The sequence below is a fragment of the Alloalcanivorax dieselolei B5 genome (genome assembly GCF_000300005.1).
In the GTDB taxonomy this organism is placed as follows: Bacteria; Pseudomonadota; Gammaproteobacteria; order Pseudomonadales; family Alcanivoracaceae; genus Alloalcanivorax; species Alloalcanivorax dieselolei.
The window spans coordinates 1,730,215-1,751,718 of sequence record NC_018691.1 but is presented as its reverse complement, the minus strand read 5'-3'; the positions used below and the strand labels follow the sequence as shown (position 1 = coordinate 1,751,718).

General features: G+C 61.1%; 21 protein-coding genes. 6 read left to right on the top strand and 15 right to left on the bottom strand.

Translation table 11 applies throughout. The features are described from left to right. The first annotated feature begins 81 nt into the window (after nt 1-81). Together B5T_RS08055 and B5T_RS08050 are read left to right on the top strand one after the other, a co-directional pair. The gene (locus tag B5T_RS08055) at nt 82-756 is read left to right on the top strand and encodes a pentapeptide repeat-containing protein (RefSeq protein WP_014993994.1); all 675 of its coding nucleotides are present in this window, start codon (nt 82-84) and stop codon (nt 754-756) included. Nucleotide 757: 1 nt separating this feature from the next. Next, on the top strand, nt 758-1,306 hold the full coding sequence (locus tag B5T_RS08050; protein WP_202803036.1) for a rhodanese-like domain-containing protein: 549 nt from the start codon (nt 758-760) through the stop codon (nt 1,304-1,306). A 3-nt stretch (nt 1,307-1,309) separates the two neighbouring features. Here B5T_RS08050 and B5T_RS08045 read toward each other — a convergent pair whose 3' ends face one another. The 6 genes from B5T_RS08045 to B5T_RS08020 all read right to left on the bottom strand — a co-directional run bounded on the left by B5T_RS08045 (nt 1,310) and on the right by B5T_RS08020 (nt 7,092). After that, complete coding sequence (locus tag B5T_RS08045; protein WP_014993992.1) at nt 1,310-2,716, bottom strand: ATP-binding response regulator; 1,407 nt, start codon at nt 2,714-2,716, stop codon at nt 1,310-1,312. Further along, the gene (nosP, locus tag B5T_RS08040) at nt 2,709-3,878 is read right to left on the bottom strand and encodes a nitric oxide-sensing protein NosP (RefSeq protein WP_014993991.1); all 1,170 of its coding nucleotides are present in this window, start codon (nt 3,876-3,878) and stop codon (nt 2,709-2,711) included. Before nosP ends, B5T_RS08045 begins: the two co-directional genes overlap by 8 nt. Nucleotides 3,879-3,951: 73 nt before the next feature. Then, nucleotides 3,952-4,653, bottom strand: a complete 702-nt coding sequence (locus B5T_RS08035) for a response regulator (RefSeq protein WP_014993990.1) — start codon at nt 4,651-4,653, stop codon at nt 3,952-3,954. Between the two features lie 200 nt (nt 4,654-4,853). Continuing rightward, complete coding sequence (locus tag B5T_RS08030; RefSeq protein WP_229682934.1) at nt 4,854-5,321, bottom strand: PaaI family thioesterase; 468 nt, start codon at nt 5,319-5,321, stop codon at nt 4,854-4,856. Between the two features lie 43 nt (nt 5,322-5,364). Further along, nucleotides 5,365-6,174, bottom strand: a complete 810-nt coding sequence (locus tag B5T_RS08025) for an IclR family transcriptional regulator (RefSeq protein WP_041716938.1) — start codon at nt 6,172-6,174, stop codon at nt 5,365-5,367. 129 nt (nt 6,175-6,303) lie between these two features. Further along, nucleotides 6,304-7,092, bottom strand: a complete 789-nt coding sequence (locus B5T_RS08020) for an SDR family NAD(P)-dependent oxidoreductase (RefSeq protein ID WP_014993987.1) — start codon at nt 7,090-7,092, stop codon at nt 6,304-6,306. Nucleotides 7,093-7,405: 313 nt separating this feature from the next. On the opposite strand from B5T_RS08020, the gene B5T_RS08010 reads away from it, so the two are divergent. After that, nucleotides 7,406-8,830, top strand: a complete 1,425-nt coding sequence (locus tag B5T_RS08010) for an aldehyde dehydrogenase family protein (protein ID WP_014993985.1) — start codon at nt 7,406-7,408, stop codon at nt 8,828-8,830. A 119-nt stretch (nt 8,831-8,949) separates the two neighbouring features. After that, a complete protein-coding gene (locus tag B5T_RS08005) occupies nt 8,950-10,341 on the top strand; it encodes a sigma 54-interacting transcriptional regulator (protein WP_014993984.1) in 1,392 nt (463 codons plus the stop codon). A 3-nt stretch (nt 10,342-10,344) separates the two neighbouring features. Here B5T_RS08005 and B5T_RS08000 read toward each other — a convergent pair whose 3' ends face one another. The 8 genes from B5T_RS08000 to B5T_RS07965 form a co-directional block, all read right to left on the bottom strand. Further along, nucleotides 10,345-11,325, bottom strand: coding sequence for a carbon-nitrogen hydrolase family protein (locus B5T_RS08000; protein ID WP_014993983.1), 981 nt, complete (start codon nt 11,323-11,325; stop codon nt 10,345-10,347). 287 nt (nt 11,326-11,612) lie between these two features. After that, nucleotides 11,613-12,530, bottom strand: a complete 918-nt coding sequence (locus tag B5T_RS07995; RefSeq protein ID WP_014993982.1) for an SMP-30/gluconolactonase/LRE family protein — start codon at nt 12,528-12,530, stop codon at nt 11,613-11,615. A gap of 36 nt (nt 12,531-12,566) precedes the next feature. Next, nucleotides 12,567-13,367, bottom strand: a complete 801-nt coding sequence (locus B5T_RS07990) for an SDR family NAD(P)-dependent oxidoreductase (RefSeq protein ID WP_014993981.1) — start codon at nt 13,365-13,367, stop codon at nt 12,567-12,569. A 55-nt stretch (nt 13,368-13,422) separates the two neighbouring features. Beyond that, complete coding sequence (locus B5T_RS07985) at nt 13,423-14,205, bottom strand: SDR family NAD(P)-dependent oxidoreductase (RefSeq protein WP_014993980.1); 783 nt, start codon at nt 14,203-14,205, stop codon at nt 13,423-13,425. Between the two features lie 49 nt (nt 14,206-14,254). After that, nucleotides 14,255-15,019 (bottom strand): SDR family oxidoreductase, encoded by a 765-nt coding sequence (locus B5T_RS07980; protein ID WP_014993979.1) that lies wholly within the window; start codon nt 15,017-15,019, stop codon nt 14,255-14,257. A gap of 49 nt (nt 15,020-15,068) precedes the next feature. Further along, nucleotides 15,069-16,100 (bottom strand): phosphotransferase family protein, encoded by a 1,032-nt coding sequence (locus tag B5T_RS07975; RefSeq protein WP_014993978.1) that lies wholly within the window; start codon nt 16,098-16,100, stop codon nt 15,069-15,071. A 115-nt stretch (nt 16,101-16,215) separates the two neighbouring features. Then, on the bottom strand, nt 16,216-17,424 hold the full coding sequence (locus tag B5T_RS07970) for an acyl-CoA dehydrogenase family protein (RefSeq protein WP_014993977.1): 1,209 nt from the start codon (nt 17,422-17,424) through the stop codon (nt 16,216-16,218). A gap of 71 nt (nt 17,425-17,495) precedes the next feature. After that, a complete protein-coding gene (locus B5T_RS07965; protein ID WP_014993976.1) occupies nt 17,496-18,173 on the bottom strand; it encodes a histidine phosphatase family protein in 678 nt (225 codons plus the stop codon). A 328-nt stretch (nt 18,174-18,501) separates the two neighbouring features. On the opposite strand from B5T_RS07965, the gene B5T_RS07960 reads away from it, so the two are divergent. Beyond that, complete coding sequence (locus B5T_RS07960; RefSeq protein ID WP_014993975.1) at nt 18,502-19,272, top strand: enoyl-CoA hydratase/isomerase family protein; 771 nt, start codon at nt 18,502-18,504, stop codon at nt 19,270-19,272. A gap of 94 nt (nt 19,273-19,366) precedes the next feature. Here the strand turns inward: B5T_RS07960 and B5T_RS07955 are convergent, their stop codons facing one another. After that, complete coding sequence (locus tag B5T_RS07955) at nt 19,367-19,996, bottom strand: TetR/AcrR family transcriptional regulator (protein ID WP_014993974.1); 630 nt, start codon at nt 19,994-19,996, stop codon at nt 19,367-19,369. A 316-nt stretch (nt 19,997-20,312) separates the two neighbouring features. On the opposite strand from B5T_RS07955, the gene B5T_RS07950 reads away from it, so the two are divergent. Next, a complete protein-coding gene (locus B5T_RS07950) occupies nt 20,313-21,497 on the top strand; it encodes an acyl-CoA dehydrogenase family protein (protein WP_014993973.1) in 1,185 nt (394 codons plus the stop codon). Nucleotides 21,498-21,504 lie beyond the last annotated feature (7 nt).

The window sequence follows — 21,504 nt, the reverse complement described above, 5'->3', positions numbered from 1 at the left end:
AGGGAGCGGTGCCCAGAGGTGCCGCGCCTTCACCACAACAACAATACCGGCCCGGCGTAAGCCGGGCCCTGGGAGCATGTCATGGCACTGCGATCAAAACTCCTGCTAAGCAGCCTTCTGGTGGTCGCCGGCGCAATGACGCTGGGCAAATCCCCGCGCGCCGCCGAAGACGACCTCTGGGCGCCACCGGAACACAATGGTTGCGTTCTTGAGGCCCAGACTCATTGTCCCGGCGCGGACCTTTCCGGCGCCGATCTTGCCAACCTGGATTTACGCGGCGCCGATTTCAGCAACGCCAATCTGCGTGGCACCGACCTGCGTCATACCGATCTGCGCGGTGCCAATCTGGAGCGCGCCGACCTGAGCGGCGCCGATCTGACCCGCGCCACGCTGTACAGCACCAACCTGCGCTCCGCCGATCTGAGCCAGGCCAAACTGGTGGCGGTACAAAGCTGGAATCTGTTCGCCCAGAACGCGCGCTTCGATGGCGCCGATCTCACTGGCGCGGACCTGCAGTTCGGCCGTCTCACCCGGGCCAGTTGGCAACACGCCACACTGCGCGCCGCCAACCTGGAGATGGCCTGGATGAACAAGTCAAAACTGCAAAACGCGGACCTGCGCGACGCCAATTTGCAGGAAACCAAACTGAACCTGTCCACTCTGGAAGGCGCCGATGTCACCGGCGCGCGGCTGCGCTTCACCAACTTTCAGGGCACTTACATGAAAAACTGCAGCGGCTGCCCACAGGACTGGTGAAATGATGGGTCGTCTTCTGCTCACCTTGCTCGTCGCCATCGTCGCGCTGCCTGCATTCAGCGGCGACGGCTTCGACGCCGAAGGTTATCGTCTACCGCCCTACCGCTCCCCTACTCCAGAGGCAGTGGAAGGTGCCGTGACACTGAATACCGAGGCACTGAAAACCATGCTGTCGACCGAACCCGGCGTGGTTCTGATCGACGTCTATAACGTTGGTTACGCCAACGGCGGTTTTCTACAGGACACGCCACATTGGACACTGCCCGGAGCAATCTGGTTACCCAACACCGGCAGCACACCGCTGGAGAATCGCTGGCGGGACTATCTGCGGCGGCATCTGAAACGGCTCACGGAAGACGACAAGGATCGCGCTCTGGTGTTTTTCTGTCGCGCGGATTGCTGGTTGTCCTGGAATGTGGCGAAACGTATCGCCGCCGACGGCTATACCGCCGTGTATTGGTATCGCAATGGCGTGGACGGTTGGCGGGAAGCGGACGGCAAGGTGGAAGCGGTGCGGCCGGAGCCGTTTATTGCGGAAATGGCCCAATGAGGTTCATCCGACCAGCACATGCTGCAGCGCCAGCTTCAGCTTCATCGGTTTGACCGGCTTATACAGCAACATATAGCCGTGGGTGGCACAGCGCTGCTTCAGTTCCTGTTCACGGTCGGCGGTGAGCATGATCACCGGTAAGGGTTCGCTGCGTGCGGCGTTGATCCGTCCGGCGACGGTCAAACCGTCGTCGGTGTCCGGGTCCAGATGGTAATCCATGATCAGCACGTGCGCGCCCGCCACACCGACATCCACCTGCTGGCGCAGTTCCGGCAGGGATTCCGCCGCCACCACCTGGCATCCCCACTGTTCCAACAAGGTGCGCATACCGGCGCAGATGGCTCTGTCGTTATCCACCACCCAGACCCGCAAGCCGGTCAAGGCGGAAGGCTCCTCCGAGGACTGCGCCATGGCCTGCTGACGGGCCTGACTCAAGGTAGTCACGGGCAGTCGCAGCAGGAACCGGGAGCCCTGGTTTTCCCGTGACGTCACCGACAGAGGGTGCTCGAGAATACGGCTGATCTTTTCCACGATGGACAGCCCCAGGCCAAGACCGCGCTCATGATATTCCACCGCCCGCTTGCCGCGCTTGAACTCCTGGAAGATGGAATCGATCTGATCCTCGCCAATCCCGATGCCGGTGTCCGCCACCCACACTTCCACTTCGGCACCACGGCGACGGCACCCCAGCAACACCGTGCCCCTGTCGGTATAGCGGATGGCATTGGAGAGCAGGTTACGCATGATACGGCTGAGCAGTTGTGGATCCGAACGCACCACCAGGGAGGTGGGCACGTAGCGGAAACGGAGCCCTTTCAGCGCCGCCATCTGTCTGAATTCCTCCGCCAGCACATCCAGCAACTGGCTTAAAGGGAACGCCATGGTTTCCGCGCTGACCACCCCGGCATCCAGTTTCGAGGCGTCGGACAAGGTGGTGATCAGTGATTCCAGATCGCGCAGCGCGGTGTCGATGTGATTCAACATCGGCGACGCCCGTTCGTCGGAGTCTTCCTGCAAGGCGCTGGTGAACAGACGGGCGGCGTTGAGCGGCTGCATCAGGTCATGACTGACTGCCGCCACGAATTTGGTTTTCGACAGATTGGCCTGCTCCGCTTTATCGGTGGCCTCGCGCAGCCGCTGCTCCACCCGGCGACGCTCCTCGATCTCCGCCATCAGCTGGCGATTGGTTTCACGCAGTGCCTGGGTTCGTTCACGTACCTGCTGGGCCAGGACCACCGAGTGCTGAAACGCCGCGTAGGGCGCGGTGGGCGCCATGCCACTGCCCTCCACGCGTTCGATCAGGGCATCACAGATCCGCCGGAGGCGGGCGTTCTCCGCCATCAGACGCGCTTCGTGCAGATCCCAGGGGGACTGACGGGCGTTGTCGGAATCATTCTTGGCGTCACCCATCGTCGACGCCCATCTTTCGGCCAATCACCACACCGGTCAGGGTGTGGTTAATGTGCATGCCGTTATATTGCTCGCCATAGGTGCAGAACCCCACCACCCGGTGCTGGCGCAACAGCGCCGACGCCTGGGGAATCTCGTCGTCGGCTTCCAGCTCCGCCCGGCGCAGACAGCAGTCACAGCCAATCACCACCCAAGGGGGTCCGAGCCGCGACTCGATGTCATCCAGCGTACTGGTGAGATTGTCGTGCAGCGAGGCGTTGCGCATGGCGGTCAGCACGATGCCGTTCTCCACCGCGCAGTAGAACGACAGGCTCATGTCCCGATTGGCCTTTTGAATGGCGCGGGCGTAGTAGTGATCGTTGATGCGTACCGCCAGCGGGTAGCGGGCGAATACCACGTCATCGAGCTGTTCCACCGGCACCCCGACCAGGCGGGCATAGGCCAGTGCCGCCGGCTCCGCGTCCAGTTCGTGCACCACCCGGCGTTCGGCGTCAGCGGCGGTGACCACCAGTTTCGGCGTCGACGGGTGCAGGTGATGCGTGCTGAACACCTCGAAATCCAGCACCGTACTGATCATCACGACGATGGCGGCGTCGCTGTAGAAGCGGCCATCGCAATAGACATAAGTTTGCGCCAGACGATAGTCATCGCCGGCGGAGCCGCCGAAGCTGGGAATCGACCCCAGTGCCGCATTGAGCGTGGCGATGACGATTTCCTCGTTCACCGACAGGCCATCGAGCAACGTCAATACAAAGGTATTGTCCTCGTTCGGCGTCAGGTTCCGGGCCCGTTCCCGGCATTGTGTCAGCAGACCGTCGGTGAGTTGCTGGGCGTCGAGCAGGCCGAAGCCATCCATGTGCTCGATCAAATGATGGCCAGCGGAGAAGAAGCGGGCATCGAAGCCGATCGCCACCAGTGTATTGCGATCGTAGCCACGGGCGGTGATTTCCCCGGCGGAGGTACAGCCACATAGGGGCAGGTTCTGGAACTCGCCGTTCAGGGCGCCGGCGAGACGATCCAGGTCGTACTCGATGGAACAAAAAAACAGCACGAACCCCAGATGGGGATGAATCAGACTCTCAGCGATCTGGCGCGCCGCCACCTGTTCGTCGCGGGCATCGCTGTAGGCAGTCAACACCGCCTGTGGCGGGGCAGCGGTCATGGTCTACTCCCGGATACTTGTTGTTATTTACCCGGCTTTCGTTACCCGGTTCATGCGTTCCCGGCGGCCGAGGCTAACGGGGACTCACCGCCGAATCCCGCGCCGTTACCGAGGGCGCTTTCAGATAGGCGGAAAAATCGATATCGCTGGCGGACAGGATCGCCTGTACGCGATTGGTGGCGCCGAGCTTGCGCAGTATCGCCGAAACATGGGCCTTGACGGTGCTCTCGGCGATATTGAGCTTATAGGCGATGACCTTGTTGGATTCGCCCTGGGCCATGCGCTCGAACACCTGCAACTGTTTACGGGTCAGTGTTTCCAGCAACGCCGGCAGGAACGAGGGATCGTAACGCCCCGTCGCCGCCCCGGCGCCTTCCGCGCGGATAATGTGCGAAGGCAGATACACCGAGCCATCGAGAATCTGCCGCAACGCCTGGATCATCTGTTTACGGGGCGAGGATTTGGTGATGAAGCCCACCGCGCCATAAGTGATGCATTGCAAAATAACGCTTTTTTCTTCTTCCGCCGAGACGATCACCGCCGGTACCGTGGGAAATTCGTTGCGCAGCCGCACCAGGCCGCTGAGCCCCTGCATACCCGGCATGTGGATATCCAGCAGCACCAGGTCCAGGTCGTCGTTATCGGCCACCAGGCGCAGCGTGGAATCCAGATCCGATGCTTCCAGCAACGTGGTGCCGGGGAAACCATCGTCGATGACGCGGGCGATGGCTTCACGAAACAGCGGATGATCGTCGGCAACCAGAACCTGATACATGGGGTTCCGCTCCTGCCTCAATCGGTCCAAGGTCGGTGTCCCTGCCCGCGGCGGCGCCGCTGGCCAGAGACACTTATACCAAAGAGCATAGCACAGGGTTTTGACGGGCCCCGCCATCAAATGAGGGAATTAGCCGAAAGTACTATAAAGACGCGACTTAGGGATTAAAGGGGCGCCGGCGAGGGAGTCACTGGCTTCTCTCAGTAATCCACCGGCACGCCCTTGGGATCCTCGGAGCCGCCACGCAAGCGGAAAGTACCTTCACCGAATGCCAGCAACCGGTCGTTGGCATCCAGCACTTCCATGGACGAGTTGAAGATGCGGCTGCCGCCGGCCCGCTTCACGCCGATGGCACGTACCAGACCCGGGCCGGCCTGACCGGTGAAGGTGGTGGTCAACGACAGGGTCAGCGCCTTGCGCACCCTGCCCGGATAGGGGCAATAGCTGCCGGAACAGGCTCCGGAAACGTCCAGCAACGTGGCCAGCACACCGCCGTGAATCACGTTGCCCAGATTGAGGTGTTTCTCCACCACATTGAGCCCCAGCACCACCCGGTCTTCTTCCCATTCCAGAAAGTGAAAGCCAATGGTGCCCAAAAACCCGTGTTTGAATTTGTCTGCGGCCTGGTTCAGGGCCGGCACCGCGTCCGGCGTCATACTACTGCTCACTCACTACTCTCCCGGGCCGGACGCGGAGTCGGATCACCGTCCATCACACGTCCCGGCCCTGCAACATTTCCTTGACCTGTCCCACCAGCTCCTTGAGCCGGGGGCCGAGATTTTCCACCAGAATCCGCCGGCTCAAGCGCAGCGAGGAGCCGCCGCAATTGAACGGAATCACGGTGGAGTCGTTATCCAGCACCAGGGGAACCCCCACGGCGCTGATATCGCGGTTCCATTCCCCGTCGGAGGTGCAGAAACCGTATTCTTCATATTCGCGATAAGCCCGTTCCAGACCCTTCTCCCACTCCGGCCAGCCGTCCGGATCGTGCTCGCGGATCAAACGGTGATGAGTGGCGCGATCCTCTTCGGAGAGACCGGCCAGATAGGCCCGGCCCACCGCCGAACCCGCCATCGGCACTCGTGATCCCACGGTCAATCGCAGTACCAGCGGCCCGCTGCCCTGGCACACCTGGATGTAGCTCATCCACGGGCCGTTGGGAGCGGCGATCGCCACCATGCAATCGGTGGCGTCGGCCAGGTCCTGCATGAACGGGCGGGCGATATCGCGGACGCCTTCGCCGGCCAAATAGCGGTAGCCGAGATCCAGCACGCCAGGGCCGAGCCGGTATTTCTCCAGCCGCTCCACATAACGCAGGTAGCCCAGTTGCGTCAGGGTGGCGGTCATCCGCGATACCGTGGGACGGGGAATATTGGTGCGTTTAGCCAGTTCCGCGTTACCCAGGTAATCGTCGGAGGGACCGAAACAGCGCAGGATTTCCAGTCCCCGCGCCAGGGCGGTGACGAAGTTCCGGTCTTTCTCCGCCGACTGGGCCTCTTTACCCATAGGGGCTCGTCGCATCGTGTTCTTTCCTCGGTCAGGCTTCGGGATTATGGCGAGCGGGTTTATCCCGCTCTTTCTTTATAAATGAATTTTATAGTTGTCGATAAAAGCGCCAAATATACCAGACTAGCCCGGTACCCGCGCCAATCAGACTTTCATACCAGGCAGGTTCAACGAAGCGGTATTGCCACCGTCCACCGCCAACGCCTGACCGGTGACGTAACTGGCGTCGTCGCTGGCCAGGAACGCCATGGCGGCGGCGATTTCGGAAGGGCGCCCATAGCGGCGCAGTTCGCAACGGCTGCCCAGCTTTTCCTCTTTGTTGTTTTCGCGGGCGTAATCGAATACCGGCTTGGTCATGCCGGTCTCGATCAATCCCGGGCAGACCGCGTTGACGCGAACGTTATAGCCGCCCAGATCACAGGCGGTGGTTTTGGTCAGGCTGATCACACCAGCCTTGGAAGCGCTGTAGGCGTTACCGCCAGCGCCGGAGCGAATGCCCGCCACGGAGGCGGTATTGACGATGGCACCGCCGCCCTGCTCTTTCATGTAAGGCGCCACCGCGCGGATAAAGAACATGGGACCGAGCAGATTCACGGAAAGGATGGTGTTCCAGTTCTCGGTGTTGTTGTCGGTCACCGGAGAGTGGTCGTTACCGGCGGTGCCGGCGTTGTTGATCAGAACCTGGATGCCGCCGTGGGAAGCGGCGATGTCATCCACCAACGTCTTCACCGCCTGCTCGTCGGCCACATTCACTTCACGCAGCGTGGCCTCGGTCCCGGCGGGCAGCGTTGCCCGGGTTTCCTCGAGACCCGCCAGGTTGCGGTCCACCAGCACCAGGCGCGCGCCTTCCTCGGCGAAACGCAAGGCGGCGGCACGGCCGATGCCGCTGGCGGCACCGGTGATCAAGACGGTCTTCTGATCGAAGCGGTTCATACACTCTCCTCGTTTATTATTCGGAACCCGCTGAAAACCACACCGCGTCGTCGCGGCCAAGACCGGGCCGACGGAACGATTCGGATTGGGAGCGTCCGGGGAAAGAGCGGTGCCGGGCGAAAATGGCCACCGGTTCGTTCAGGGGGTTCCTTGGATTGTCATTTTCCAGGAAGATGACATGAGCGGGCCGGCCGGTCAACATTTTGGAATAGTGTTTCATTAATTTGTTTTGACCCTCTGGCCGCCCCGGGAGCATTGTATTGCCCCTGTCCTCTCACGAATAACTGTATACCAAATAACAAGGAGCACTCTCATGGAGAACCTGGCTCGGTTTTATATTAATGGCGCCTGGGTAAAACCCGGCGACGACGCCCGGGAATACCCCGTCATCAACCCCGCTACCGAGGCCTCCGAGGGCACTCTGTATCTGGCTGGCAAAAGCGACACCGACCGTGCCATCCAGGCCGCGCGCGACGCTTTCGACGGCTTCGCCGCCACTCCGGTGGAAGAGCGTCTGGCGCTGCTGGAAAAAATCCTGGCCGTCTACAAACGCCGCCTGGACGACATGGCCGACGCCATCAGCAAGGAGATGGGCGCGCCGCGTCACGGCCTGGCCGCCAAAGTGCAGGCCCCCACCGGTCTTGGTCATCTGGCCACCGCTCTGGAAGTGGCACGGAATTTCGAGTTCGAAACCAATACCGGCAAAACCCTGATCCGGCATGAACCGGCCGGCGTGGTGTCCATGATCACGCCCTGGAACTGGCCCATGAACCAGGTCACCTGCAAGGTCGGCCCGGCCATCGCCGCCGGCTGCACCATGATTCTCAAGCCCAGCGAGTTCGCACCGCTGTCAGCCTGCGTATTCGCCGAAATCATGGACGAAGCCGGAGTGCCCGCCGGCGTCTTCAACATGATCTACGGTGACGGCGCCGAGATCGGCCCGATGCTCTCCTCCGATCCACGCGTGGACATGGTGTCCCTGACCGGTTCCACCCGCGCCGGCTCTTCGGTGAGCCGTGAAGCCGCCGATACCTTCAAGAAGGTATCGCTGGAACTGGGTGGCAAGTCCGCCAATATCCTGACCACGGACTGCGATCTGGAGAAGGCCGTGACCCACGGCGTCATGTCGATGATGACCAACACCGGGCAAAGCTGTAACGCACCGTCCCGCATGCTGGTGCCGGCGGACAAGCTGGCCCAGGCCGAGGAGATCGCCGCCAAGGTATGCGCCTCCATCAAGGTGGGCTCTTCCGCCGAGAAGGACACGCAGATGGGCCCCATCGCCAACGCCCGCCAGTTCGAGCGAGTGCAAACGCTGATCCAGCGCGGCATCGATGAAGGCGCCAAACTGGTTTGCGGCGGCCCGGGCAAACCGGAAGGTCTGGAGAAAGGCTACTTCGCCCGTCCCACCGTGTTCAGCGAAGTGAACAATCAGATGACCATCGCCCGTGAGGAAATCTTTGGTCCGGTGTTGACCATGCTGCCCTACAACACACTCGACGAAGCGGTGGCCATCGCCAACGACTCCGACTACGGGCTGTCCGGCTATGTCTACGCCGCGGACAAGGACGAGGCCGCCGCCATCGCCCGTCGTCTGCGTACCGGCATGGTGCATCTGAACGGCGCCCAGCTCGATCTCAACGCGCCGTTCGGCGGCTACAAACACTCCGGCGTCGGTCGCGAGTGGGGCAGCCGCGGCCTGGAGGAGTTCACCGAGGTGAAATCCATCATGTTGTAACATTCCAGGGCGGTTGGATCGCGGTCCTTTCCCGGATGGAGAGATAGGGAGAACCGCGATCCTTGCTCCCCCCGACCCGCCCACCCACCTTCCACAATAATGAGAAACGGAGGCGTCCCATGACCGTCTCTCTGTCCGATATCACCAGAGCGGTGGAATCCTCCTACGACGGTATCTGGATCACCGATGCCATCGGCACCACCTTGTTCATCAATGAAGCGATCTGCCGCATCACCCGGCTTAAGCGGGAGAACGTGGTCGGCCTGAACATGCGCACCCTGGTCGAGCGGGGCATGTTCGACGTCAGCGCCACCCTGCTGGCGCTGGAGAAGCAGGACGTCGTCACCATCCTTCAACATGTCAGCACCGGGGTGGAGACCATCGTCACCGCGACACCGGTGTTCAACACCGACGGCACCATCGACAAAGTCATTTCCAACGTGCGCGACATTACCGAACTGAGCGCACTGAAAGAAAAGCTGGAACGGGCCGAGGCCCGCAACCTGGCCTACCAGAACGAAATCGCCCGCCTGAAATCCCGTCTCGAAGAAGACGGTAAGCTGATCGCCGAGGACCAGACCATGCAATCCGTGATGCGCCAGGCCGAACGTATCGCGGCCTTTGAAACGCCGGTGTTACTGCATGGCGAACCCGGCTCCGGCCGGCACCGTCTGGCCCGTTGGATTCATGATCACAGTGAGCGACGACGCCAGCCGTTCATCAAACTCGGCTGCGGCGCCTTGCCCGAGGAGCGGTTGGAGCGGGAACTGTTCGGCAGCGAGGAGATCGACGACACCCAGGGCGCGGCTCGAGTGCGACCGGGGCTGCTGGAGCTGGCCCGGGGCGGCACGCTTTATCTTGAGGATATCGCGGCCCTGCCCGTGGCGATCCAGATGAAGCTGGCCAATGCCTTCTCCTGCGGAGTCCATTATCGCCACGGCGGCGACAAACCGGTTGAGCTGGATTTGAGGGTGTTGTCCTCCAGCACTGACGATCTTGACCAGCAACGGCGCAATGGCGGTATCCGCAACGACTTGTATTACCAAGTCAATGTGTACCGTATCGACATCCCGCCGCTGCGCCGGCGCCGCAAGGACATTCCCCTGCTGGCCCGTCAGTTCCTCGACCAGCTGGCGAAACGCTACGGCAAGAAAATCGGCATCTCCACGGCGCTGTTGGCGAAACTTCGCGATGCGCCCTGGAATGGCAATATCCGCGAATTGCGCAATACCATGGAGCGCCTTTATGTGAACAGCGAAGGCCAAACCATTGTCAGCGGCCTGTCACCGGCGGAAGGCGCCACCCATGCCGCGGAGGGCACGCCGGAAGAGGCGTCGCTGAAACGCATCCTGGAAGACACCGAGCGGCGGGTCCTGCAGCAAGCCTACTCACGGTACGAGACCACCTACGGAGTGGCCAATGCGCTCGGCATCAGCCAGACCTCCGCGGTGAGAAAAGCGCGCAAGTACGCCATCAAGGTGCGCCAGCCGGGCCGGCCAGGAGTGGCCTGAACGTCAGTCATCGAACTCGAAGCTGACGGGTTGGGGACGGGGATTGGAGAAGCCCGTCACCGGTCGCTTGCTGCTATCATCGATGACCAGTCGCGCCACGTCCGGGCGGGCGTAGTGCCCGACGCAGTCGATCATGTGTTTGGCTTTGCGAATATCCCCCAGATCCAGGTCCGCGTAGACGATGCCTTCCTGGTCGGTCAGCGGCGTGCCGACCGGCTCGCCGAACGGGTTGTACACCGCCGCGATACCACCGCCCACGGCAAAGGTGTCCTTCAGTTCCGGGCACAGCTGGTGATAGAAACGCACCTCCTCCTCGCCGATACAGGACGACGACGCCACCACGAAAGTCTGGCCCTCGAAAGCGATGAAGCGGCACACGGTATCGATGGTGCGAGTGCGGTCGCGGGGCTGACTCTTGAAATTGGAGCCGGGCCAGTTCGCCACATGGATCTGCAGTCCCTGGCTATAGAGCGCGTAACGGGACAGTGCCATGGAGTTCTCATAACAAATCAGGCCGCCCAGCCGCCCTATTTCGGTGTCCAGCACCAGCAGATCGCTACCGTCGCCTCGCCCCCATAACGTTCGTTCCTCGCCGGTGGGCACCAGTTTGCGGCGCAGGCCGATCAGATCGCCGCGGTTATCGATAAACGCCTGGCTGTTGTACAGGGTATCGCCACCGATTTCATTGATACCGATGACCACGTGAATATTACGGCGGCGCGCCTGGTAGCAGATCGATTTGAACACATCACCGTGCACATCCACCGATTCCCCGGCCAGGCGCTCGTACAGCTCGAGACGCTTGACGTTATCCACCGCCATCCAGATCCACCACGGATACATGGGCAGAAAGGTTTCCGGGAACACCACCAGCGAAGCGCCCTTGTCCGCCGCTTCGTTGATAATGTCACAGCACTTCTTCGCCGTGGCCTCCAGATCAAAGATCACCGGGGACGCTATCACCGTGGCTATCTTGTGTTTCATTACCGACCTCGCTCGTCTTTATTGTTGGATCATTCGAGCTTAGCGGTCGGCGGGCGATGGCTTCATTACCGGAATCGAACCGCCTTTGGTTTGATTTCGGGAGCGTGAGAGGGGGTTGAAGGCGCCGTCTTGTCGAAACGGTACGTGCGCTGGAAAAGAGTCGTTTTCTACTTAATAAGTTTATTTTGACTTATTGGATTCGCCTGCAGGGCAGGCTCCTACAGGGGCTCCGTAGAGACCTCTGAGGAGCCTGTCGGGGCGGCCCTCCGCCTGCAGGCGAATGGCCCTTATTTATTAAGGAAATTCAGTGCCAGACCGGGCCTTTCCCACGGCACCGCCACCAGCCTTCCGGAGCTGGACAGGGTGATATAAGCGGTGCGCAGATCCTCGCCGCCGAAGCAGATGTTGGTGGTGATGGCGTCGTCGGTGGGGAAATGACGGATGCTGGAGCCGTCGGGAGCGAAAATGGTGATGCCCGGATTGAAGATGGTCGCCACGCAAACATTGCCGTCCCCATCCACCGCCAGGGAGTCAAAGAAGTTCAGCCCTGCGGGGGAGCCGACGAAGCGCCCGGGAAAGGGCCCCGGCGCCCGTTTGATCTCCCCTTCCCCGGCGATCTCGAAGGCCCACAGGCGACCGGGAATGGTGTCCGCCACGAACACGGTTTTCTCATCCGGTGACAGCCCGACGCCATTGGGGCTGACGATGGGGAACACCACTTCCTTGACCATGGAGCCATCGGCCCGGGCGTAGTACAAACCGCCCCGGTCCTGGGTACGGCCACGCCCCTTGCCCAAATCGGTGAACCAGAAACCACCGGCCTTATCGAAAACGATATCGTTGGGGCCCTTGAGCGGTTCGCCGTCCACCTCGGTGTACAGCACTTCGACCTTGCCGGTATTCAGGTCAATGCGCTCGATGCGGCCGCCGCTGTAATCCTTCGGCATATCGCCGGGAAACAGCAAGCCGTTTTTTTCGTGGAAGCGCATGCCACCGTTGTTGCACACATAGCAGGCGCCATCGGGGCCGATGGCGGCGCCATTGGGTCCACCACCGGGCTCGGCCACCACTTCCTTGCGGCCATCAGGGAATACCCGGGTCAAGCAGCCGGCGGCGATTTCCACCAGAATCACACTGCCGTCGGGCATGGCGATGGGGCCTTCAGGAAACTTCAGACCCTCGGCGATCACGCTCATCTCAGACATACGGCCCGTCCTTTTGTTATGGAATCGATGGGAGCCTCAGGGATTCTCGTTGAACATGGCGATACGGCCGCCGTCCACCACCAGATCATGGCTGTTGATGAAGGAACCTTCATCGCTGGCCAGGAACACCGCCGCATAGGCGATATCATCGGCGAAACCGGAACGGGGCATCGGCGTGGCCTTGGCCAGATTGGCCTGCAACTTGGCCATTTTCTTTTCGTTTTCCTCATCGCTGAGGTTTTGAGCGCGCTGGGAACCGCCCCAGAAGATCGGCGTGGCCACGGCGCCCGGCGAGATCGCATTGACGCGAATGCCATAGGGACCGAGATCAGCACCGGCCAGACGGGTCATGTGCGCCACCGCCGCCTTCGCGGCGGAATACAGATAGCCGCCCTGGTTGCGGCGGTGTCCGGCGATGGAGGCGTTGTTGATGATGGCACCGCCGCCGCTGTCCTTCATCACCCGCGCGGCGTGCTTGATGCCGAATGCCGGCGCGCCCACCAGCAGCCGCATGATATGAGCGAATTCCACTTCGTCGAAGGATTCGCAGGAAGTGCGGTCGCCGGCACCGGCATTGTTGAACAGGCAGTCCAGACGGCCGAACTTGTCCACGGTGAAATCCACCAGGGCGGCGATATCGTCTTCCTTCATGACGTCGGTGCGTTTGAACACCGCGCGCTCGCCCAGTTCCTTCGCCAGTTCCTGACCTTTCTCCTTGGAGCGGCCGGCCAGCACCACGGTGGCGCCCTGCTCGATGAAGCGGTGCGCGGTGGCTTCACCAATACCACTGGTGGCGCCGGTAATGATGGTGATCTTATCCGCCAAACGATTGCTCATGATTGTTCTCCTGTTATTTCGCTTGCACGCTTGCAAGCGTGCAAGCGGCCTCTAATCAAAACGCCGAAACTCCGCCGTCCACCGCCAACGCCTGACCATTCATATAGGTATTGGCCGGCGACAACAGCATCATCATCACGGCAACGATTTCCTCGGGGCGGCCCAGCCGTTTCATGGGCGTGCCGGAGGCCATCATCGACAGTGTTTTCTCGGCGTCACCGCCGGAGGCGATGCCGTCGCTGCCTTCCAGCATCGGCGTCAGCGTGTAATAGGGGCACACGGCGTTGACGCGAATATTGCGCCGGCCGTAGTCCACCGCCGCGGTGCGGGTGACACCGATCACCGCGTGTTTGGCGGCGGCATAGGGCGCCAGCTTGGGCGCGCCGCCGATACCAGCCATGGAGGCGGTGTTGACCACGGCGCCGCCACCGGCTTCGATCAACGCCGGCAGCTGGTATTTCATGCCGAAGATCACGCCTTTGACATTGACGTTGATCTGCCGGTCCAGCAGCGCTTCGTCGATGTCGTGCATGGCGACGAAGTCATGGGCGATGCCGGCGTTATTCACCGCCATGTCCAGGCGGCCGAACTCCTTCACGGCGGTGTCCACCATGGCCTTGCAGTCCGCTTCCCGTGACACGTCACAACGCAGTGCGCGCACCGGAATATCCTGCCCGGCCAGTTCCTCCGCCACCTGCCGCAAGGCGGTTTCATTGATATCCCCGATCACCAGGGAGGCGCCACGGTGCCCCAGTTCCTCGGCCAGCATCTTGCCGAAGCCACTGGCGGCGCCGGTGATCAGTCCTACCTTGCCGGTGAAGTCCAGCATCGGATCCATGGTTGTTCTCCTCAATTACTCACCAGCCTCAATAACTCACCGGTCAGAGTCAGATGGTGAAACCACCGTCCACCACCACGCATTCACCGGTGACATAACTGGAAGCATCGGACACCAGGTACAGCACCGTGCCCGCCATTTCACGCGGCTCGGCGTGACGGTGCATGGGAATTTGAGCGATGGCGCTGTTGTAGATTTCTTCCTGCTCGAATAGCGCGCCGGCGAACTTGGTTTTGGTCAGACCCGGCAGCAGAGCATTGACCCGCACATTGAACTGCGCGCATTCCTGGGCGAAGGATTTGGTCATGCTGATCACCGCCGCCTTGGAGATGGAATAGATACCCTGCATGTTGCCCGGCGACAGACCGTTGATGGAGGCGGTGTTAACGATAGCGCCACCGCCATGGTCACGCATCAGTTTGGCACCTTCCACGGACATGTAGAAATAGCCGCGCAGGTTCACGTCCACGGTCTTGTCGAACGCGGTGACCGGGGTATCGAGGATGTGGCCGAAGTACGGGTTGGCCGCGGCATTGTTGATCAGGATGTCCAGCTTGCCATGCTTTTCCTTGATGAAGCCGAAGATGGCTTCGATCTGTCCCATTTCACCGATATGACAAGCGAAAGCCTCGGCACTGCCGCCAGCTCCGTTGATAGCGTCCGCCACCGCCTGGCAGCCATCAATCTTGCGGCTGGAGACGATCACGTGAGCGCCCTGCTCCGCCAGCAGCTTGGCGATTTCTTCACCGATGCCACGGCTGGCGCCGGTGACCAGGGCGATTTTTCCATTCAGATCAAACAGGTTGGTGCTCATTCATGCTCTCCGTAAAAAATTCTTGGAAGGACCTTAATCCTTTGCTATCTCAGGCGCCCTCGCGGACCACCTGCATGGCCATCTGTGATAGCGGCTCCACCACTTGGGCGGCCCACCCGGCGGTTTTGCTGGAAGCGTTACCGTCCAGAGCGCGCTTGGCCACGCCCTGGGCAATCGCCGCCAGGCGGAAGAAACTGAACGCCAGATAGAATTCCCAATGGTCGATGCCGTCGATACCGCGCCGTTCGCAATACGCCGCCACATACTCTTTTTCCGAGGGAATACCCAGGGCCGCCCGATCCTTGCCCTGCAGGCCGGACAGGTTGCCGCTCTTCGGCGGCATGCGCAGCTGCATGCACTGATAGGCCAGATCCGCCAGCGGGTGTCCCAGGGTGGACAGCTCCCAGTCAAGTACCGCGATGACGCGGCTTTCCTTGGGAGCCCACATCATGTTGTCCAGACGATAGTCGCCGTGCACCAGCGAGACCTGACCGTCATCGGCGGGCTGATTCGCTTCCAGCCAGGTCATCAGTTCCTCCATCGCTTCGATGCGACGGGTTTCGGAAGCCCGGTACTGCTTACCCCAGCGGCCCAGCTGGCGCTCGAAATAATTGCCGGGCTTGCCGTAATCGGCCAGCCCCACCGCCGCCGGATCCACACTGTGCAAAGCGGCCAGCACGCGGTTCATTTCAGTGTACATAGTGGTACGCTGGGCGTTGTCCACTTCGGGAATCGCCGCGTCCCAGAAGATCCGGCCTTCACAGAACTCCATCAGATAGAACATGGAGCCGATCACGTCACGGTCCTCGCACAGATGAAATACCTTGGGCACCGGCACTTCGGTGTTCTTCAGCGCTTCCATCACGCGGTATTCCCGGTCCACCGCGTGGGCGGACTTGAGCAGCTTGCCCGGTGGCTGCCGGCGCAGTACATACTCGCCGGAACCGGCCTTGATGCGAAAAGTGGGATTGGATTGACCGCCGGCGAATTTTTCCGCGGTGACCGGGCCTTTGAACCCGTCCACATGCTGTTGCAAATAGTCCGCCAGACGTTGGGTATCCAGGGTATCCACCTGGGACATGCGATTCCTCCTTATAGCAAAGGCGACAATCCGATACGCAAAAGCCGGCAGCGTCGCTAAGCGACGCCGCCGGCGTTTGATTCAGCGTAACTCAGTGATAACCGGAAATCCGGCTTCAGCCGAGTTGTTTGGCCAGGTTACGACCCAACTGCATCATATGCACCTGATCCGGACCGTCGGCCAGACGCAGGGTACGGGCGTAGGCGAAGAAGCCGGCCAGCGGGGTGTCCTGGCTGAGACCCACGGCACCGTGAATCTGCATGGCCCGGTCGATCACTCGCAGCGCCATGTTCGGAGCGATGACCTTGATCATGGCGATCAGATCCTTCGCTTCCTTGTTACCGAAGCGATCCATGGCGTCCGCCGCTTTCAGCGTCAGCAGACGAGCCTGTTCGATCTCGCAGGCGCTCTTGGCGATGTCCTCACGCACGGAACCATGCTTGATCATCGGCTGACCGAACACCACGCGCTCGTTGGCACGCTTGCACATCAGCTCCAGGGCGCGCTGGGAAGCGCCGATCAGACGCATGCAGTGGTGAATCCGGCCCGGGCCGAGGCGGCCCTGGGCGATTTCGAAACCACGCCCTTCACCCAGAATCATGTTTTCTTTCGGCACGCGCACGTTCTCGAAGATCACTTCGGCGTGACCTTCCGGCGCGTCCACTGAGCCCAGCACCTGCATCGCCCGTTTAACGGTAACACCCGGGGTGTTGGTGGGCACCAGAATCTGCGACTGCTGCTGGTGGCGGTTGGGGTTGTCCGGATCGGTCTTGCCCATCACGATCATGATTTCGCAGGACTTGCGCATGGCGCCGCTGATGTAGAATTTGCGGCCGTTGATGAGGTAATCGTCGCCATCGCGGGTAATCGAGGTCTCGATATTGGTGGCGTCGGAAGAGGCCACTTCCGGCTCGGTCATGGCGAAGGCGGAACGGATCTTGCCTTCCAGCAGCGGTTTCAGCCATTGCTCCTGCTGCTGGGCGTTACCGTACTTGGCCAGCACTTCCATATTGCCGGTGTCCGGCGCGGCGCAGTTGAACGCCTCGGAAGCGATGTGGTGGCGCCCCATCAGTTCGGCCAGCGGCGCGTATTCCAGGTTGGTCAGGCCGGCGGTGAAATCACCGTGCTCCCGGGGCAGGAACAGGTTCCACAGCCCTTTCGCCTTGGCTTTCTCTTTCAGTTGATCCAGCACCGGCGGCGTTTCCCAGGGATTTTTCGCCAGTTGCTCTTCATAGGTCGGTTCCGCCGGCACCACTTCATTGTCGATGAAGTCGCGCACCTGGACGATCAGTTCCTTAACCTTATCGGAATACTCGAAGTTCATTTCTCTCTCCCCGGGGGTTGGCACCCCGTGTCACTGATTACGGCGTGTTTGTCATCACCGGCGGGGCCGGATCAGGTATAGGTGACGGCGTCCTGCCGGTCTTCGCGATCCAGGTGCGGAACCTGATTGAACGCGGACAGGCGAAACGCCTTCTGGTTGAAGAACCCTTCCGTGACGCTGGTGTTACGTATTTGCAGATTCAGCTCCACCACGGTCTCGTCAGCGGTTCTGAGCAAATGATGCATCCACATGGCGATGGCGCCGCCGGAGCTGACCACCAGCACTCGCTCGTGATCGCTATAACGGCCCTGCAGGTGAGTCATGGCGGCGGCCACGCGATCGGAGAATTCACGCCAAGTCTCCGGCAAATTGCCGCTCAGACGTTGTTCCCGCCATTCCACCATGGCCCGTTTGAGCAGGCGGTAAAAGGCGGCGACCGGCGCACCGGGCTCCGGCATTTGATCCGGGTAGGCGCTGAGATAGGCATCCACCAGGGCATGGAACTGGAATTCATTGAGGCCGGGTTGCCGGTCGGTGGGCAGGTCCTGCCCCAGCCCTTCGCAGATACCGGCGCCGGTTTCCACGTGGCGTACCAGATCGCCACTGATCAGGGCATCGAAGCGCACGCCCCGCTCGCGGAAATACTCACCCAGCCAGCGGGATTGCTGGTGTCCCAGATCAGAGAGCTTGTCATAATTCGCCGCGCCGAAGGACGCCTGACCATGCCGGATGAGATAGAAACGGGCCATGTAACAACTCTGCCTGTGAGCAAATGATGGTCACAGCCTAGAACAGGGGGGAAAGTTAGTGAAATTGATATTTTGAATTCCAGCGCATTAGTTTGATGCATGGAAGGCACCAACACGCTTGCACGCCAATAATAGCGTTGCCAGGCCTCACTACCTGTCAACCCCCGCTGAGATCAACATCAGCGCGACAGACAGGTCATCCCCTCATTTGCGTGCCAGCGTGCCGGCGTGTTGCATGCTAGCGCTCTTTTCTGTTGCAAAACGAAACCGAATTCCGATATTTTCCCAAGCCCTGCCCCACACAAATGATGCCAACCGGGAGACCGAAATGAGTTCACTGGAACTGAAAAGCGGCCACATCCGCGTTACCGAACACGACGCCCTGATGCAGGTCACCCTGGATCGCGCCGACAAACTGAACGCGCTCACCGCCGAAATGTACCGGGATCTGGCCCGCGCCGTGGACCATTTCCGTGACCGTGATGACCTCAACGCGCTGTTGATCGACGGTGACGGCCGCTCCTTCTGTGCTGGCAACGACATCGGTGACTTTCTCAACGCCGACCCGGAATCCCGCAAGAACGGCAAGATCAGTCCCGCCATGGAAGTGGTGCACCGCCTGATCGATCTGGACAAGCCCGTGCTGGCCGCCGTACAAGGCAACTGCACCGGTATCGGCACTACTCTGCTGCTGCATTGCGACCTGGTACTGGCCGCCGACAGCGCCCGTTTCTATACTGCCTTCATTAATCTGGGCCTGGTGCCGGAGGCCGGTTCCAGCCTGATTCTTCCGGGCCTGTTGGGCCGCCAGAACGCCAATCGTCTGCTCATCGCCGGCGACACCCTGACCGCCGAGGAAGCCGAACGCATGGGCCTGATCGCCTACCGGGTGAGTGATGAGGAACTGCGCGAGCGCGCTCTGGAACTGGGCAAGAAGGTAGCGGCCAAGCCACCGCAGGCAATGCAGTACACCAAGCAACTGACCCGCCATGGCGCTGATGCCATCCGTGAACAAATCAAACGGGAAACCGTGCTGTTCGCCGACCGTCTGTTCAGCGACGAGACACGCGCCATTTTTGACCGGTTCCTGAAGAAGTAACGCCGGCACCCTCCCATTCGCGGCCAAGGCCGCTTCCCACAGCGACTCCGTAGTGCCCTCTGTGGGAAGCGGCCTTGGCCGCGAAGTCAGCAGGCTATCCCTTACCCGGCACCACGACGCCGGCCAGGGCCACCCGCACCACTTCCTCGACGACCTCGTCACGCGCCCCCGGCCCGCTTTCCCGGCGTGGCTGGTACCAATTGATCACCGAGTTGAGCGCGCCGAACAGGGGCTTGATGGCAATGCGCGGCTGCTCCGCCCGTAATTTGCCTTCGCCGATGCCCTGCTCCAGCACCTCCAGGAACATTTGTTCATAACGGCGGCGGCGGTTCTGCAGACGGGTCAGTTGGGCTCTCTGGGCGCGGGTGGTGCTGATACGCAAATGCATTTGCACACCTTCAGCCACCGCACGCTGGTAATGCTGGGTCTGAATCAGGGAATGGACATGGGCCGCACTCATGGCCCGCAGTTTGCTCACGGCGTCATCCGTGCCCTCGGACAAGGGCTCCACGGCCTTGAACAGCGCATCCATGCCGATCTGATGGATCTCGAAGAACAGATCCGCTTTAGAGGAAAAGTAGTGATACACCATGCCTTTGGTGGCGCCCAGGCGACTGGCGATGTCGTCAATGCTGGTGGCGTTGAAGCCACGATCCATGAAGCAGCGCGCGGCGGCATCCAGGATGGTATCGCGGGGGCTCGCGGTGAGGTCGATGTCCGTCATGGTTCTGGTTATTCCCTATTGGGGCGTTGGAAAGGCCTCATTCTGCCACAGCCGGTGAGGACCGACATATTATTGGCGAAAACGGACATTATGGCCTATTCGTTCCAATCTTTGCATTGGCCTAAGGTCTACGCTCACTTGGCGTTGAGGCCTTTAAATACGCCCTCCCGCCTCCATCGGGCGGCATGTCGCTTTTCACCAATGACACAACTGCCTTTGCCAATGGCGTTTTTCACACTGGACGCTCCACACCCCGCCTCACATACTTCCGGCCGTGTCCATAAATGAAAAACTATTTCAAAAGAGGAGGTGGACGGTGTCGGACCTTGAACAGTTCCGTGCGGAAACCCGGGAATGGTTGCAAGCCAACTGTCCCGAAGAAATGCGCCAACCCGTACGCGGCCCCGAGGACCACTGCTGGGGCGGTCGCAAATGGCAATTCCAATCCGACGCCCAGCGCGTCTGGATGGAGCGGATGGCCGAGAAAGGCTGGACCGCGCCACAATGGCCGCAAGAGTATGGCGGCGGTGGTCTGACGCCGGAACAGGCGGCGATCCTCGATGAAGAAATGAAGCGCATCAATGCGCGTTCGCCGGTGAGCAACTTCGGTTTCTGGATGCTTGGCCCGGCTCTGCTGAAGTTCGGTAGCGACGAACTCAAGCGCAAACATCTGCCGCCGATCTGCCGCGGCGAAATCCGCTGGTGCCAGGGTTATTCCGAACCGAATGCCGGTTCCGACCTGGCCAGCCTGCAAACCCGCGCCGAAGACAAAGGCGACCATTTCCTGGTCAACGGCCAGAAGATCTGGACCTCCTACGCGGACAAAGCGGATTGGATTTTCTGCCTGGTGCGCACCGACCCCAACGCCACCAAACACAACGGCATTTCCTTTGTGCTGTTCGACATGGAAACCCCGGGCGTGACCACTCGCCCGATCGAGCTGATCTCCGGCGAATCACCGTTCTGCGAAACCTTCTTTGACGACGTCAAAGTGGAAAAAGACGCGGTGGTCGGTGAACTGAATCGTGGCTGGGATGTGGCCAAATACCTGCTGACCCACGAGCGCAACAACATCGGCGGTGAGCCGCCGGGCTACCTGAAAGGCCGTGCCCTGGGGCCGCTGGCCGCCGAGCACGTGGGCACCGAGAACGGCAAGCTGGCGGACAGCGCCCTGCGCGCCGACATCGCCCGCCTGGAAACCGACCACATGGCGTTCCGCGCCCTGGTCGCCAAGGTGCGTGCGGAAGCGGAAGCCGGCGAAGGGGTCGGTGCCTTGTCCGCGGTACTCAAATACTACGGCACCGAACTCAACAAGCGCCGCTATGAGCTGATGATGGACGCCATGGGCGCCGAAGGGCTGGAATGGGAAAGCGAGCGCACCCAGGGCGGCATGTTCGCCAGTGAGTGGCTGCGCTCCAAGGGTAACTCCATCGAAGGCGGTACCTCCGAGGTGATGCTGGGCATCGTTTCCAAACGGGTACTGGGTCTGCCGGACGCTTAAGGAGCCC

Excerpts from the sequence above, each read along its gene's own strand:
- B5T_RS08055 (WP_014993994.1), top strand. The coding sequence starts at position 82 with ATGGCACTGCGATCAAAACTCCTGCTAAGCAGCCTTCTGGTGGTCGCC.
- B5T_RS08050 (WP_202803036.1), top strand. The coding sequence starts at position 758 with ATGATGGGTCGTCTTCTGCTCACCTTGCTCGTCGCCATCGTCGCGCTG.
- B5T_RS08045 (WP_014993992.1), bottom strand. The coding sequence starts at position 2,716 with ATGGGTGACGCCAAGAATGATTCCGACAACGCCCGTCAGTCCCCCTGG.
- nosP (WP_014993991.1), bottom strand. The coding sequence starts at position 3,878 with ATGACCGCTGCCCCGCCACAGGCGGTGTTGACTGCCTACAGCGATGCC.
- B5T_RS08035 (WP_014993990.1), bottom strand. The coding sequence starts at position 4,653 with ATGTATCAGGTTCTGGTTGCCGACGATCATCCGCTGTTTCGTGAAGCC.
- B5T_RS08025 (WP_041716938.1), bottom strand. The coding sequence starts at position 6,174 with ATGCGACGAGCCCCTATGGGTAAAGAGGCCCAGTCGGCGGAGAAAGAC.
- B5T_RS08020 (WP_014993987.1), bottom strand. The coding sequence starts at position 7,092 with ATGAACCGCTTCGATCAGAAGACCGTCTTGATCACCGGTGCCGCCAGC.
- B5T_RS08010 (WP_014993985.1), top strand. The coding sequence starts at position 7,406 with ATGGAGAACCTGGCTCGGTTTTATATTAATGGCGCCTGGGTAAAACCC.
- B5T_RS08005 (WP_014993984.1), top strand. The coding sequence starts at position 8,950 with ATGACCGTCTCTCTGTCCGATATCACCAGAGCGGTGGAATCCTCCTAC.
- B5T_RS08000 (WP_014993983.1), bottom strand. The coding sequence starts at position 11,325 with ATGAAACACAAGATAGCCACGGTGATAGCGTCCCCGGTGATCTTTGAT.
- B5T_RS07995 (WP_014993982.1), bottom strand. The coding sequence starts at position 12,530 with ATGTCTGAGATGAGCGTGATCGCCGAGGGTCTGAAGTTTCCTGAAGGC.
- B5T_RS07990 (WP_014993981.1), bottom strand. The coding sequence starts at position 13,367 with ATGAGCAATCGTTTGGCGGATAAGATCACCATCATTACCGGCGCCACC.
- B5T_RS07985 (WP_014993980.1), bottom strand. The coding sequence starts at position 14,205 with ATGGATCCGATGCTGGACTTCACCGGCAAGGTAGGACTGATCACCGGC.
- B5T_RS07980 (WP_014993979.1), bottom strand. The coding sequence starts at position 15,019 with ATGAGCACCAACCTGTTTGATCTGAATGGAAAAATCGCCCTGGTCACC.
- B5T_RS07975 (WP_014993978.1), bottom strand. The coding sequence starts at position 16,100 with ATGTCCCAGGTGGATACCCTGGATACCCAACGTCTGGCGGACTATTTG.
- B5T_RS07970 (WP_014993977.1), bottom strand. The coding sequence starts at position 17,424 with ATGAACTTCGAGTATTCCGATAAGGTTAAGGAACTGATCGTCCAGGTG.
- B5T_RS07965 (WP_014993976.1), bottom strand. The coding sequence starts at position 18,173 with ATGGCCCGTTTCTATCTCATCCGGCATGGTCAGGCGTCCTTCGGCGCG.
- B5T_RS07960 (WP_014993975.1), top strand. The coding sequence starts at position 18,502 with ATGAGTTCACTGGAACTGAAAAGCGGCCACATCCGCGTTACCGAACAC.
- B5T_RS07955 (WP_014993974.1), bottom strand. The coding sequence starts at position 19,996 with ATGACGGACATCGACCTCACCGCGAGCCCCCGCGATACCATCCTGGAT.